Origin of the sequence: Streptococcus suis, assembly GCF_024509555.1 — a bacterium.
In the GTDB taxonomy this organism is placed as follows: Bacteria; Bacillota; Bacilli; order Lactobacillales; family Streptococcaceae; genus Streptococcus; species Streptococcus suis_AD.
Genome location: NZ_JAMWEL010000002.1, coordinates 168,776 through 182,058 on the forward strand (window position 1 = coordinate 168,776; position 13,283 = coordinate 182,058).

General features: G+C 40.2%; 16 protein-coding genes. 4 read left to right on the forward strand and 12 right to left on the reverse strand.

What is annotated here, in order from left to right; all coding sequences use genetic code 11:
• Positions 1-5: 5 nt before the first annotated feature.
• Positions 6-1,895 carry a sucrose-specific PTS transporter subunit IIBC gene (locus tag NF418_RS01875; RefSeq protein ID WP_256778205.1) on the reverse strand — a complete coding sequence of 630 codons (1,890 nt, stop codon included), beginning with the start codon at positions 1,893-1,895 and terminating at the stop codon, positions 6-8.
• Between the two features lie 208 nt (positions 1,896-2,103).
• On the opposite strand from NF418_RS01875, the gene NF418_RS01880 reads away from it, so the two are divergent.
• Entirely contained in the window at positions 2,104-3,558 is a 1,455-nt protein-coding gene (locus NF418_RS01880; RefSeq protein WP_256778206.1) for a sucrose-6-phosphate hydrolase, read from the forward strand.
• Positions 3,539-4,504, forward strand: coding sequence for a LacI family DNA-binding transcriptional regulator (locus NF418_RS01885; protein WP_256778207.1), 966 nt, complete (start codon positions 3,539-3,541; stop codon positions 4,502-4,504). The genes NF418_RS01880 and NF418_RS01885 overlap by 20 nt, the downstream gene beginning before the upstream one ends.
• A gap of 66 nt (positions 4,505-4,570) precedes the next feature.
• Here the strand turns inward: NF418_RS01885 and nusB are convergent, their stop codons facing one another.
• The 5 genes from nusB to NF418_RS01910 all read right to left on the reverse strand — a co-directional run bounded on the left by nusB (position 4,571) and on the right by NF418_RS01910 (position 8,011).
• Positions 4,571-4,990 (reverse strand): transcription antitermination factor NusB, encoded by a 420-nt coding sequence (nusB, locus tag NF418_RS01890; RefSeq protein WP_105108943.1) that lies wholly within the window; start codon positions 4,988-4,990, stop codon positions 4,571-4,573.
• Positions 4,980-5,372 carry an Asp23/Gls24 family envelope stress response protein gene (locus NF418_RS01895; RefSeq protein WP_029998460.1) on the reverse strand — a complete coding sequence of 131 codons (393 nt, stop codon included), beginning with the start codon at positions 5,370-5,372 and terminating at the stop codon, positions 4,980-4,982. The genes nusB and NF418_RS01895 overlap by 11 nt, the downstream gene beginning before the upstream one ends.
• A gap of 26 nt (positions 5,373-5,398) precedes the next feature.
• A complete protein-coding gene (gene efp / locus NF418_RS01900; protein ID WP_029998462.1) occupies positions 5,399-5,956 on the reverse strand; it encodes an elongation factor P in 558 nt (185 codons plus the stop codon).
• Positions 5,957-6,020: 64 nt separating this feature from the next.
• Entirely contained in the window at positions 6,021-7,082 is a 1,062-nt protein-coding gene (locus tag NF418_RS01905; protein WP_256778208.1) for a M24 family metallopeptidase, read from the reverse strand.
• An 83-nt stretch (positions 7,083-7,165) separates the two neighbouring features.
• Positions 7,166-8,011: a DUF4839 domain-containing protein gene (locus tag NF418_RS01910; RefSeq protein ID WP_256778209.1), complete on the reverse strand. Its 846-nt coding sequence runs from the start codon at positions 8,009-8,011 to the stop codon at positions 7,166-7,168.
• A gap of 131 nt (positions 8,012-8,142) precedes the next feature.
• Between NF418_RS01910 and NF418_RS01915 the strand changes: the two genes are divergently transcribed.
• On the forward strand, positions 8,143-8,316 hold the full coding sequence (locus tag NF418_RS01915; RefSeq protein ID WP_171999691.1) for a YlcI/YnfO family protein: 174 nt from the start codon (positions 8,143-8,145) through the stop codon (positions 8,314-8,316).
• Between the two features lie 32 nt (positions 8,317-8,348).
• On the opposite strand, the gene NF418_RS01920 is transcribed toward NF418_RS01915, so the two are convergent.
• The 5 genes from NF418_RS01920 to NF418_RS01940 all read right to left on the reverse strand — a co-directional run bounded on the left by NF418_RS01920 (position 8,349) and on the right by NF418_RS01940 (position 12,452).
• Complete coding sequence (locus tag NF418_RS01920) at positions 8,349-8,897, reverse strand: cysteine hydrolase family protein (RefSeq protein WP_256778210.1); 549 nt, start codon at positions 8,895-8,897, stop codon at positions 8,349-8,351.
• Between the two features lies 1 nt (position 8,898).
• On the reverse strand, positions 8,899-9,687 hold the full coding sequence (gene codY, locus NF418_RS01925; RefSeq protein ID WP_105108947.1) for a GTP-sensing pleiotropic transcriptional regulator CodY: 789 nt from the start codon (positions 9,685-9,687) through the stop codon (positions 8,899-8,901).
• 195 nt (positions 9,688-9,882) lie between these two features.
• Positions 9,883-10,425 carry a ribosome hibernation-promoting factor, HPF/YfiA family gene (hpf, locus tag NF418_RS01930; RefSeq protein WP_105108948.1) on the reverse strand — a complete coding sequence of 181 codons (543 nt, stop codon included), beginning with the start codon at positions 10,423-10,425 and terminating at the stop codon, positions 9,883-9,885.
• Between the two features lie 76 nt (positions 10,426-10,501).
• Positions 10,502-11,167, reverse strand: a complete 666-nt coding sequence (locus NF418_RS01935) for a ComF family protein (RefSeq protein WP_256778211.1) — start codon at positions 11,165-11,167, stop codon at positions 10,502-10,504.
• Entirely contained in the window at positions 11,160-12,452 is a 1,293-nt protein-coding gene (locus NF418_RS01940; RefSeq protein ID WP_256778212.1) for a DEAD/DEAH box helicase, read from the reverse strand. The genes NF418_RS01935 and NF418_RS01940 overlap by 8 nt, the downstream gene beginning before the upstream one ends.
• Before the next feature lie 56 nt (positions 12,453-12,508).
• Between NF418_RS01940 and NF418_RS01945 the strand changes: the two genes are divergently transcribed.
• Positions 12,509-13,141: a YigZ family protein gene (locus tag NF418_RS01945; RefSeq protein ID WP_171999699.1), complete on the forward strand. Its 633-nt coding sequence runs from the start codon at positions 12,509-12,511 to the stop codon at positions 13,139-13,141.
• Between the two features lie 47 nt (positions 13,142-13,188).
• Here NF418_RS01945 and NF418_RS01950 read toward each other — a convergent pair.
• The coding region (locus tag NF418_RS01950; RefSeq protein WP_141600250.1) for an IS3 family transposase at positions 13,189-13,283 on the reverse strand (95 nt) is incomplete at its 5' end.

Consider the following 13,283-nt stretch of genomic DNA (forward strand, 5'->3'; position numbering starts at 1 on the left):
CAAAATTATTTTGCAACTTTCAAGAAGTCCGTACCGTGAGCGGTTGTTCCCTCAGCAAGTGGTGAAACTTCTGAGAAGTCTGCTGTGTTTGTCACGATAATCATAGTTGTATCATCAAGACCTGCTTCAGCAATCTTAGCTGCGTCGAATTTAGCAATCGGTGTACCTGCGGCAACTTTGTCACCAGCTGCAACCAATTTTTCAAATCCGTTACCGTTCATTGACACTGTGTCAATACCAATGTGGATCAAGATTTCTGCACCAGAAGCTGTTTTCAAACCATATGCATGACCTGTTTCAAAAGCGATTGTTACTTCTGCATCTGCTGGTGCGTAAACAACACCCTCAGTTGGTTTAACTGCCAAACCTTTACCCATAGCTCCAGAAGAGAAGACTGGGTCATTAACATTTTCAAGGGCAACTACGTCACCTGAAAGTGGAGAAACAAGAGTTTCTTCAGAAAGCAAAGCTGTTGTAGCTTCATTTGCTAGAGCCGCTGTTTCCTTTGCAACTGCAGAAGATTTACCAGCAACTGGCTCTTCATCTTCAAATCCGAAGAGGTAAGTCAAAGCAAAACCAAGAGCGAATGATACAGCTACCATAAGGATGTATGGAAGAATTTGACCATTACCTGCATAAAGTGTCAAACCTGGGATGATAGTAACACCCATACCTGTACCAGCAAGACCAAGAAGAGATGCTACAGCACCACCGATGGCACCAGCAATCAATGAAAGAAGGAATGGTTTGCGGAAACGCAAGTTCACACCGAAGATAGCTGGCTCAGTAATACCGAGGAAGGCAGAAAGAGCTGCTGGGAAAGCAAGAGCTTTCAATTTAGGATTTTTGGTTTTCACACCAACCGCTACTGTAGCAGCACCTTGTGCTGTCATAGCTGCAGTGATGATAGCGTTGAATGGGTTAGCACCAGTGTTTGCTACCAATTGAGCTTCCAAGAAGTTGAAGATATGGTGAACACCTGATACAACGATAACTTGGTGAACACCACCGATAAGGAGACCACCAAGACCCATTGGCAAGTTCAAAATAGCTTGTGTACCAGCTAAGATGTAGTTTTCAACCACGTGGAAGACTGGACCAATGACAAACAAGCCAAGAATAGACATTACAAACAAGGTCACGAATGGTGTTACCAAGAGGTCCAGAACTTCTGGAACAACCTTGCGGACAGCTTTTTCAAATTTAGCACCAATCAAACCGATGATGAAGGCTGGCAATACTGAACCTTGCAAACCTACAACTGGGATGAAACCGAAGAAGATAGTTGGTTTCACATCGCCACCTGATGCTACAACCCAAGCGTTTGGCAATTGACCCGCAATGAGCATCATACCAAGAACGATACCGATTGTTTGGTTACCACCGAATACACGGAAGGTTGACCATACTACCAAGGCTGGCAATACGATGAATGCTGTATCTGTCAAGATTTGTGAGTAAACGTTCAAATCTTCTGGAAGAGTATAACCAAGAGCTCCAAGAAGACCGCGAAGACCCATGAAAAGACCAGTTGCTACGATAGCAGGAATGATTGGAACGAATACGTCACCGAAGGTACGGATTGCACGTTGGAAAGCATTACCTTGTTTCGCAGCTTCCGCTTTTTGCTCACCAGTAGTCGCTGTTGGCAAACCAAGGGCAACGACTTCATCGTAGATTTTGTTTACTGTACCAGTACCAAAGATGATTTGGTATTGACCAGAGTTAAAGAAAGCACCTTGTACTTTTTCGATGTCTTCGACTGTATCCTTGTCGATTTTTCCTTCATCAACAACCATGACACGAAGGCGAGTCGCACAGTGGGCAACACTACGTACGTTCTCACGTCCGCCAAGGGCGTCAATGACTTTTTTTGCAATTTCTGTATTGTTCATCTTGCAAAAATCTCCTTTTTGTATATTTTTTTATTATTGAAAGTGTTTTCACTCTTTCGATGTTTTTATTATATATGGTTTTTACGAATATGTCAAACGTTTTGCAGATTTTTTTAAAAAATTCCAAGAATCACAGTAAAAACTTGATTTTTTTCAAGAAAACGTTTACTATATTAATTGAAATATTAGATAAAAAATTGGAGATAGTATGGCCTTTACTACTGAAGAACGTTACAGAGCTTATGCTGACTGGACGCCAGAATACATTGAAAAAATCAAAAAGAATACAGAGAGTTCCCCTTGGAGAACCAACTTCCACATTGAAACACCGCACGGTCTTTTGAATGACCCGAATGGATTTTCATATTTTAATGGAAAATGGACCCTCTTTTATCAATACTTCCCATTTGGTGCTGCACATGGACTTAAGTCTTGGGTTCATACAGAATCAACTGATTTAGTTCACTTTGAAGAAACGGGAACAGTTGTTTATCCGGATACACCACTGGATAGCCACGGTGCCTACTCTGGTTCTGCTATGGAATTCGGCGATAAACTCTTCTTGTTCTATACAGGAAATGTTCGCGATGAAAACTGGGTTCGCCATCCTTACCAAATTGGTGCCTTGATGGACAAGGATGGTCAGATTGAAAAGATTGATAAAATCTTGATTGACCAACCAGAAGATACAACAGACCACTTCCGCGATCCACAAATCTTCAACTACAAGGGACAATATTACGCCATCGTTGGTGGACAAAACTTAGACAAGAAAGGTATTGTGAAGCTCTATAAGGCTGAAAACAATGACTACCTCAACTGGACCTTGGTTGGTGACCTGGATTTTGCCAATGATATGACTGCCTACATGATGGAATGTCCAAATATCGCCTTTGTCGGTGAGCAACCAATTCTTCTTTATTGCCCTCAAGGTTTGGATAAAGAAGTCTTGGACTATGGTAACATCTATCCAAATATGTACAAGATTGGTCAGAGTTTCGATCCCGAAACAGCAACTATTGTAGAGCCTAGCGAACTCATCAATCTGGACTATGGTTTCGAGTGCTACGCAACTCAGGCCTTCAACGCTCCTGATGGTCGCACTTTATCAGTCAGCTGGTTGGCCCTTCCTGATGTAGAATACCCAACTGATGCTTATGATTATCAAGGTTGCTTGTCTTTGGTCAAAGAATTATCTATCAAGGACGGCAAACTTTACCAGTACCCTGTTGAAGCCATCACAAGCCTTCGTCAAGAATCTCAGCCATTTTCAAACCAAAGCGAAACCAACAATGTTTATGAATTGGAACTTGACTTCGCAGCTGGAACCAAACATGAACTTGTACTTTTCGCAAATGAAGAAAACAAAGGTCTAGTCTTGACTGTTGATACAGAAAATGGACAGATTACGCTAGACCGCAAACATTGTGGTCAGCCATTTGCTCTTGATTTTGGTACAGGTCGCGCTTGTGATATTGAGCCTGGAGCGCTTACTGCCAACATTTTCATCGACAAATCTGTCTTTGAAATTTTCATCAATAAAGGAGAAAAAGTATTTTCTGGACGTGTCTTCCCTGATGCAGATCAAAATGGAATTGCCATTACTGCCGGAAGCCCTGCTGGAACTTACTATCATTTAGATTATGGTCGCAAAACTAACTGATGTCGCTCAGCTAGCTGGAGTTAGCCCGACAACGGTTTCTCGCGTTATCAATAAAAAAGGCTATTTATCGGAAAAAACGGTCCGCAAAGTTGAGGAAGCTATGCGAGAGCTGGGTTATAAGCCTAATAATTTAGCACGAAGCCTACAAGGCAAGTCTGCCAAGTTGGTTGGCTTGATTTTCCCAACTATCAATAATATCTTTTATGCCGAATTGATCAGTCATCTCGAAAGCCAGCTCTTCAACCGAGGTTATAAAACCATTATTTGCAATAGCCAGCACGAATCCGATAAGGAAAGAGAATATCTGGAAATGTTGGCAGCCAACCAGGTAGATGGCATTATCTCTGGTAGCCACAACTTAGGTATTAAAGATTATGACCGTGTCTCTGCTCCTATCATCGCCTTCGACCGCAATTTATCACCGTCGATCCCTGTCGTTTCATCTGACAACCATGCTGGCGGTGTACTTGCTGCCAAAACATTAAAAAAGGCTGGTTGCCAGCGACCTATTATGATTTCTGGTAATGACGATTCAAATTCCCCAACTGGGCTACGGCAATTAGGATTTCTCTCCATCCTACCAGATACGATAGTCTACCACGTTTCCAGTGATTTCTCTCCTGTTAGAAAAGAAATGGAAATTCGTACTATTTTTGAAAAACATCAACCAGATGGTATTTTCGTGTCAGGTGATGCTACTGCTATGTTGGTCTGGAATGTGGCACGTTCACTCAATCTGTCCATTCCACAGGAGCTAAAACTCATCGGCTATGATGGAACCCACTTTATTGAAAACTACTATCCTCAACTGACAACGATTAAGCAACCCCTAGATGATATTGCAAAACTAATGGTTGATTTATTGATTGATAAAATTGAAGGTCAGGAATTAAGCAAACACAACTATATCCTCCCAGTTTCCCTACTTGCAGGGGCTAGTATATAAAATGAAACTGTACCTGATACCAATCTGGTACAGTTTTTTGTTGGTCAAAAATAAAAAAAGAAACCATTAGGCTTCTTCTTTTACAAATTTACTCAAAACACCATTGATAAATTTGGCTGAGGATTCATCTGAGAATTCTTTGGCTAGTTCGATGGCCTCATTGACAGCTACGCGGTCTGGTGTTTCTTGGAAATATTGAATTTCAAATAAGCCCAAACGCATGATATTTTTATCAATTAATGTCAATCGGTCCAAAGTCCAACCTGCTTTTAATCGGCTAGACAATTCCTTGTCCAAGTCCTCACGATAATCCGCCACACCATTAACAAGATTGAGGAGGAAAAGCGGAATTTCAACTCCTTCTTGTTCATCCTCTCTGTCATACAGATAAGAAAACTGAGCCGCCTGAACAGGTTCTTGACCGAATTCGAGTGATACGATTGCCTGCAAAGCACACTTACGCAAGGCATGTCTATTATTCTTCATCAAGGAAATCCTCTCCGAATAAATCTTTCAAGGCAGGTTTTGGTGTTTTATCTGGAACAATGCCATTGACATGAATATTGACAGCATTCACTTCAACTTCAGCATAGTTAAAAATGGCTGTTTTAACTGCACGTTGAATATCCATAGATACAGCTGGTACATTGACTCCGTACTCTAGGTAAACATGGATATCAGCAGTAACCTTACCCTCTTCATCTGTTTGAAGATAAACACCTTTATTCAAGGATGTTTTTGACCAAGTATCTGCAACTCGCTTGTTGTGAAGAGAATGTACTCCTTCGACTTTGGCTGCTGCAATACCTGTAATCACTTCAAGAACGCGTGGTGCAATGACAATGTCACCTTGGTATTCTGTTGTCATAAGCTCTCCTTTCTAGGAGGAAACCATTAAGCACGTGATACGTAAGTTCCCTCTGCTGTGTTGATAACCAGTTTTTGACCTGCTTCGATGAAGTCCGGTACGTTGACCACCAAACCTGTTTCCATGGTAGCTGGCTTACCTGAACCAGTTACAGTTGCACCTTTGATAGATGGTTGTGTTTCTGCTACAACCAATTCAACAGTTGTTGGTACAGTTACACCAATCACCTCTGTTCCGTAGAACTGGATTTTCACGTCAGAGTTTTCCAAGATGTAGAGCAATTCTTCTTTGATAGTTGCAACTGGGATTTCATACTGGTCGTATGTCTCAGTATTCATAAAGAAAGCTGTATCATCCATTTGGTAAAGGTATTGTGCTGGAACAGTTTCGATAATAGCTTGTTCAAATTTTTCATCTGGACGATAAGTTGTATCGAAAGTTGAACCTGTACGCACATCACGTAATTTCATACGCATGATGGTGTTCCCCTTACCTGGCTTGTGGTGGCTAGCTTCCAAAACCTTAATCAATTTACCTTCTGCTTCGAAGGTCATACCTGCTCTAAGTTTACTTGCTTCAATCATTGTATTGAATACCTCTTCAAAATTTTATTTATTCGTTTTATTTTACCATAAACTGTCAAATTTCTCAAATGACAATCAATTCTTTTGGAGCTAAGGTCAAGACTTCGCAACCTGTTTCCGTAATCAAGAGGTCATCTTCGATACGGACACCATATTTGTCATCCAAATAGATACCAGGCTCATCCGTCAAGACCATACCAACCTTGATTGGCTCGTCAGATTTTCCAAAGTAAGGATATTCGTGAATGTCCAAACCAATCCCGTGCCCAATCCCGTGCGTGAAATTGGCACCATAACCCGCCGAATTGATGATTTCACGAGGAATAGCATCAAATTCGCGGTAGGTGACACCTTCCTTGGCCTGCTCAATCAAGGCCTTGTTGGCACGCAAAACCACATCGTAAATCTCACGTTCTTGGTCTGTCACATGACCGATATGAATGGTACGCGTCATATCGCTGACATAATGTTGGTAGTAGCAGCCAAAGTCCAAAGTCAGCGTTTCACCCGTTTGGATAACTTTTTCTGAAGCTCTTCCATGGGGCATGGCAGAGCGGTAGCCAGATGCCACGATAAACTCAAATGATGCCCCTTCGGCACCTAGTTGGCGCATGCGATGGTCAAGGAAATGATTGACATCCATCTCAGTCGTCTGACCTGGCTTGATAAAGTCAAGAACATCAATGAAGGCCTGATCCGAAATCTGACATGCACGGCGAATGGTCGCAATTTCTTTCTCATCCTTAATCATACGCAAGTCTTCGATAAAGTTTGACATGGCAACCAGTTGATAACCCTCAAAAATGCTGGTCAGACTTTGATAGAAACCATAGGTTACCTGGCTATCAAAACCAATTTTTTCAAGTCCATCTTCCTTTATCACTTTTGCAATCTCTTCAAGGGCAAAACGGCTCTCGATAATATCAAAACCATTAACTGATGCCTTAGCTATCAAGGTATAACGCGAATCCGTCACAAACAAGCGACGATTGCCACTGATGAAGACAGTCGCCTCGGTCCCCCAAAATCCAGTTAAGTAGTAAATATTGTTCTGTCCCGTTACCAAAATTCCATCTACATCCGATTGGGCTAATTTTGCTTCAAATTTTTCAAGTCGTTTTTGCATCCTGTTCCTCCAATGATTTTTTAACTATTATAGCAGAAAATTATCAATAAGAAAAACTACTGCCAAAAGACAGTAGTTCTATTTTAACGAGAACGCAGTTCAACAGGTTCTAAGTAGATTAATTGACCTTTTTTCTCAGCATTGATAATCCGAGCTTTAATGTGTAAATTTGTCCCTGTAGAAACTGTATCAGTTTCATCTACAAACTTCAATTCATGGAAAGCAAGATTCTCAAACGCCATCATTCCTACATAATTCCCTTCTTCCCAATCACCCACATTGAGCAGAAAATCAAACCTAGTCTTATAGTTTTCATGAGAATGCATGTAAGCAACATGTCCATCAAATTCTACAATTTGTCCTTTATATTTTTCAACAAACTCTTGAGTTTTTGCCTCGTCAAAATTATTTAAAATATAGGCAAAATCTGGATTTTCTGGTGTGATTACCTGTGCTTGTGGATCTGTCTGACTAGTACTTGTTTCAGCACTTGTTTCAGCACTTGTTCCTTGTTCAGAACTAGACGATGAATTCTCTAGGTTTGAACTACTCTCTTCGCTACTACTTGCTGAACTCTCCTCAGAACTATCATAATTTTTAAACGTATGATAATGAATGGTTATAGGCGTATCCTTTTCAAACAAGTCCCCCTCCGAAAAACTAGCCGTCCCTTTTACTGTAATCTTTTCGATTTCCCCATCTTTAGTAAAAATTCCAAAGGTCAAATCTTCAATTTTTTGTGTTGATACATTTTCAAAACCAGCATCCTCTAATTGCTTTTGAACAGACTGATAGTCGGCCTCCTCAGGACTAGAACCAACTGGTATGGCAATTTTATTTGTATTTATTGGTTCGCTACTGCTACCACATGCTACTAAACTAAAGCTTGCAAAAAAGGCTAGACATAAAAACAAGAATTTCTTTAACATAATTGCTCCTTTATTTGTTGCTAGCTATATTTTACTATACTCTATTTATTTTTGCAATACATAGTGTATTACAATTTGTAATATTTCATATTAATTTATTTCGCTATACACTTGTTACAAGGAGCAAATAAATGGCATTTAAATTAAAATCAGATAAAAAAGAAACAGAAATCAAAACCATTCGATTTCCATCAGAGTTGGTAGATAGAATCGAGGAAGCAATCGTCAAAAAAGATGTCAGTTTCTCAAGCTTTGTCATTCAGGCCTGTGATTATGCCTTGAAAAACATGGATAGAGAACAGTAAAAAAGAGCCGATGGCTCTTTTTTGTTTATTATTTAAATAATCTCTGCACCAAGTACATGACGCAAATGATTAAGGGCAAACTGATGACTCTCCTCCGTCAATGCAGCAATAGCAGAGGAAACAACCTCAATCCGATAGCCTTTATTATAGGCATCTATCGCTGTATGTAGGACACAGATATCAGACAAGACCCCTGTCAAGACCACCGTATCTACTCGTCGTTCTCTCAAACGAACATCCAAATCCGTTCCAGAAAAAGCTGAGTAATGACGTTTATCCATCCAGTAGACATGGGCATGATCTTTATTTTCTTGGTAAAAATCTGCCAAAGGGCCGTATAGATCTCGCCCTTGCGTCCCCATGATATTATGCGGTGGGAAGAGCTTGCTTTCAGGATGTAAATCATCCCCTTCTTCATGACCATCTATAGCAAAGACAATATAGTCCCCATTTTCAAATGCTTCTTTTGTCACTTGAGCAATCCGCTCCGCAATAGCTTGAGCTGGCTTTCCCGCAGTTAATTTGCCATTATCTGCAACAAAATCAACTGTATAATCAATCGAAATCAATGCTTTTGTCATATTAGTAATCACGTTTCTTAATCTCATCAAAAATAGCTGGAATAAGGACCTTCAAATAAGTTCCTTTCATCCCAAGCGAACGACTTTCAATAATCCCCGCACTTTCCAACTTACGTAGGGCATTGACAATGACCGAACGAGTAATACCAATACGATCTGCAATAACGGAAGCCGTCAATTGACCTTCGTTACCATTCAACTCACCCAAAATAGCCGCAACCGCCTTCATTTCGGAATAGGACAGGGTATTAACTGCCATATTGACCGCCGCACGACGACGAATATTTTTCTCATCTTCTTCCCGTTGGAAATTGAGCAACTGGATACCTACCACGGTAGAGGCAATTTCAACCAGAATCAAGTCTTCTTCATGGAATTGTTCCTCGTTACGCCAGATAATCAAGCTACCAAAACGAATCCCAGTCACATGGATAGGTGCGATAGTCGTTAAACCATTTGGATAGGTGGCACGAGATTCTACTGGAATTGCTGTCAACTCGCTCTCAACAGGCAGATTCACTTGGGTATCATAGACCTGGGCAATAGCCTTTACATATTCTTCTGGATACTGCTTATTGATATAGAACTCCTCAACCCTATCATTATTGGTCCTATAGTTCATGTGATAGCCTAAAATTTCACCCTCACTATTGATAATACAAGCATTGCAGTCAATAATATCAGATAAATGTTCCGCAATAGCATTGTATGGCAATTCTTCTGCCAATTGCTCCTCTGAACGCTTCAAAATCGATGTAATGTCGCGTGTTTTTTCCAATAAACTTGTCATAGCTTCCTCTTCTGTCTGTACTTGTTATCAGTATAACAAATTATAGGGATAATTTCAATAATTATCAGAAAATTTGCTATTGTGAGAAAAGTACATACAATTTATATGATGCTCAATGAAAAAGAAACACAGCGTAAACTATTCTTGTCCAAGACCAAACCACGCTGTGTTTCTTTTTATTTAATCAGATTAGAATTATTGACGAACCTCTAGAAGACCTAAGTCTCCATCTTCACGTTTATAAAGAACATTTGTTGTGCCGTCGTTGGCATCAGTATAAATAAAGAAATCATGTCCAAGTAATTCTAATTGAAGAATTGCCTCCTCGATATCCATTGGTTTCAAATCAACTTGCTTTGTACGAACTACTTTTACTTCTTCTTCAGCCTGTTCAACTAACTCATCAGTAAAGACTTGACCAGTAGCAATTTTTTGACGGTGTTTTCTTTCAATTTTAGTTTTGTTGCGACGAATTTGGCGTTCAATTTTATCTACAACCAAATCAATTGAACCATACATTTCTTGTGAAATATCTTCTGCACGTAAAGTCATTGTTCCTACTGGAATAGTCACTTCTACTTTGGCACGTTTATCACGGTAAACTTTTAGATTGACTTTCGCATTCAACTCTTGATCTTCATTGAAGTATTTCTCAATCTTTGCAACTTTCTCTTCTACATAAGTACGAAGTGCTTCTGTAACTTCAAGGTTTTCTCCACGAATACTGAATTTAATCATATTAGTACCTCTTTCTTGGCTTTCGCCTTTCTTCACTATTATTATATCATATTTCTCAAAAAATGCAACCGTTTTCTTATCTTGAAAGTGAAAATGTTTTGATTTCTTTCTGACTTGTTTTCATGAAAAGCCTTGTGGCAAGCTGGATTGTAGCCCCTGTTGTGTAAATATCGTCAACTAATAAAATTTTTTCTGGTAGATTTTTTTCATCTGGTAGGTAAAATGTTTGTTCTGTTTCTAACCTCTCTTCTCGACTTTTTGATGATTGCTTTTGGCTATCTCGTTTGCCCAACAATTCTTTATAGGGAATCCTAGCCGCATCCAATATTCCAGTCACTTGATTAAATCCCCGTTCTTCTAGTCGTTCTTGGCTGAGTGGAATGGGAACGATTGTATAGTCGGAATAGGCTTCTAGAGCTTTTTTGACTTGTTCTGCAAATATTTTCCTGAGGATGTAATCGCCTTGAAATTTGTAGCGACTAAAGTAATCAGCCATGGCTTCATTGTACTGAAAAATAGCTGTGTGAGACACTGATTTTCCTTGGCTTAACCAGTAGCGACAATCCTTGCAGCTTCCTACTTCCCCGCTTTTAAAACAATGCGGACAGTGTTGCTCTGCTATTTTTTCAAAAGTAGCAAGACAATCATGACAAACTCCTGACTGGGTTTTGCTAAAGAAAATAAGTTCAGAGAAGGTTTGTCTGGTTTTCAAGTTTTGATCACAGAGTAAGCAGTTAGACATAGCCAGCCTCCTTGTTCATTTGTTTGATTTCTGCAATGGCCTTTTCAATGGAGCGGGTAGACCCCTCATGGAAAAATTGGAGTAAGCCTGTCGGACGGTCCATACTCCTACCGACTCGACCAGCAATCTGTACAAGACTAGATGATGTGTAGAGGTAATGATTGGCTTGGACCACTATAACATCTACTTTTGGAAAGGTGACACCACGTTCTAAAATGGTGGTAGAAATGAGAATGGTAATCTCTTGATTGCGAAAACCTTCTACTATCTCAAGTCGATTTTCAGTTTGACTGGATACAAAGCCAATGGTTTCTTCTGGAAATGCTTTGTCCATAATCTTGGAAAACTCCTGACCTTTGGAAATTTCTGGTACGAATATGAGCAAAGGATAACCAGTTTTTCTTTGTTCTTGAATGGCTCGAGTAATTTTGGGGACTAGTTTATTTTTCTTTAGATTGGCATCAAATTTAGAAAACCAAACCTTTTGCGGAACAACCAGTGGATTGCCGTGAAATCGTCTGGGCAGGCTGAGCCGTTTTAATTTTCCTGTTTTGACTTTTCTGTCCAGTTCATCTGTTGAAGTGGCTGTCAAAAATACTTGGACACCGTCTTCCTTGACCGCATTGTCAGCAGCACGGTAGAGCATGGGATTATCAGCGTAGGGAAAGGCATCAACTTCATCAATCAAAACCAAATCAAAGGCCTGATAAAATTTCAATAATTGATGAGTGGTTGCTACAACAAGCGGCGTTCGGAAATAGGGCTCTGACTCACCGTGCAGGAGACTAATAGGGACCGAAAAGTCATTTTGCAGGCGCTTATAGAGTTCTATGCAGACGTCTATTCGAGGACTGGCCAGACAGACCGCACCACCTTTATCAATCACGGAAGCAACCGTATGATATATCATCTCCGTTTTTCCTGCTCCTGTTACAGCATGAACCAGGGTAGCCTGTCTTTTTCCTACATTCTCAACCAATCCATCTGAAATCATTTGCTGCCAGTCCGTTAATTTCCCCCTCCATGTCAAACAAGAGTTTACTGGGAAGTCTTTCTGAGGAAAATGGTAGAGTTCTTCATCTGACCGCACTCTTCCTAGAAGCAAACAGGCTCGACAGTAGTAGGCATTGTTTGGCAATTTGTTTTCTTCTTCAAAAGCCGTTCCACAGCGAAAGCAGGCATTCTTTTCTGAGACACTGGATAGCTTCTCTGCTTTTTCTCGCTCTGCTGGGGTCAATTGGTATTTGGTAAATAGTCTTCCATAATAATTTTCTAATTCTTTCATCACTTATTTATTCGGAATTTCTTGTCAGTTTTGAAAAAAATTAGTACAATTTGCTTATGAAAGAATTTAAGACGATTAAAGAAGACGGTATTGTTGAAGAAGAAATTAAGAAATCTCGTTTTATATGTTTTATGAAGCGAGTGACCAGTGAGGAAGAGGCTCGCGACTTTATCAACAAAATCAAAAAAGAACATTACAAGGCTACCCATAACTGCTCTGCCTTTGTCCTTGGAGAAAATATGGAAATCAAGCGTTCCTCAGATGACGGGGAACCGTCTGGTACTGCTGGTGTGCCAATGCTAACGGTTTTAGAAAATCACCAACTGACCAATGTCGCAACGGTGGTTACACGGTATTTTGGGGGTATCAAATTAGGTGCTGGCGGTCTAATCCGTGCTTATGCTGGTGCAGTTGCTAGTGCTGTCAAAGAAATTGGGGTTGTGGAAGTCAAGGAACAGGAAGGAATCTCCATCACCATGTCCTATACCCAGTACCAAGAATTTGCCAATTGGCGTGCAGAGCAGGGGCTAGAAGAATTTGATACCCAATTCACAACCGAGGTGTCAACCATGATTTTCGTGGATAAGGAACACTTGGAAGAAACTTTGGCTAGCCTGACGGAGTTTTACCATGGAAAAGTTCAGGCGGAGAAGACTAATAGCCGTATCGTTGAGGTCCCAGTCCATTAATAAAGACTATCGCTTTGTACTGACCCCAAAAAGTTAGACAAAAAATATTATTGAAAGGATTTAGTTCTATACTGAACAGGACTAAGTCCTTTTAGTTTTGTTTTAATGCGTTTATTGTTGTAGTAAAAAATATACTCGGTGA

Bases quoted from the DNA above. Each gene is read 5' to 3' on its own strand.
- NF418_RS01885 (WP_256778207.1), top strand. From the start codon at position 3,539: ATGGTCGCAAAACTAACTGATGTCGCTCAGCTAGCTGGAGTTAGCCCG.
- codY (WP_105108947.1), bottom strand. From the start codon at position 9,687: ATGACAAGTTTATTGGAAAAAACACGCGACATTACATCGATTTTGAAG.
- NF418_RS01940 (WP_256778212.1), bottom strand. From the start codon at position 12,452: ATGAAAGAATTAGAAAATTATTATGGAAGACTATTTACCAAATACCAA.
- efp (WP_029998462.1), bottom strand. From the start codon at position 5,956: ATGATTGAAGCAAGTAAACTTAGAGCAGGTATGACCTTCGAAGCAGAA.
- NF418_RS01935 (WP_256778211.1), bottom strand. From the start codon at position 11,167: ATGTCTAACTGCTTACTCTGTGATCAAAACTTGAAAACCAGACAAACC.
- NF418_RS01945 (WP_171999699.1), top strand. From the start codon at position 12,509: ATGAAAGAATTTAAGACGATTAAAGAAGACGGTATTGTTGAAGAAGAA.
- NF418_RS01880 (WP_256778206.1), top strand. From the start codon at position 2,104: ATGGCCTTTACTACTGAAGAACGTTACAGAGCTTATGCTGACTGGACG.
- nusB (WP_105108943.1), bottom strand. From the start codon at position 4,990: ATGAAGAATAATAGACATGCCTTGCGTAAGTGTGCTTTGCAGGCAATC.
- NF418_RS01915 (WP_171999691.1), top strand. From the start codon at position 8,143: ATGGCATTTAAATTAAAATCAGATAAAAAAGAAACAGAAATCAAAACC.
- NF418_RS01920 (WP_256778210.1), bottom strand. From the start codon at position 8,897: ATGACAAAAGCATTGATTTCGATTGATTATACAGTTGATTTTGTTGCA.
- NF418_RS01895 (WP_029998460.1), bottom strand. From the start codon at position 5,372: ATGACAACAGAATACCAAGGTGACATTGTCATTGCACCACGCGTTCTT.
- NF418_RS01875 (WP_256778205.1), bottom strand. From the start codon at position 1,895: ATGAACAATACAGAAATTGCAAAAAAAGTCATTGACGCCCTTGGCGGA.
- NF418_RS01910 (WP_256778209.1), bottom strand. From the start codon at position 8,011: ATGTTAAAGAAATTCTTGTTTTTATGTCTAGCCTTTTTTGCAAGCTTT.
- hpf (WP_105108948.1), bottom strand. From the start codon at position 10,425: ATGATTAAATTCAGTATTCGTGGAGAAAACCTTGAAGTTACAGAAGCA.
- NF418_RS01905 (WP_256778208.1), bottom strand. From the start codon at position 7,082: ATGCAAAAACGACTTGAAAAATTTGAAGCAAAATTAGCCCAATCGGAT.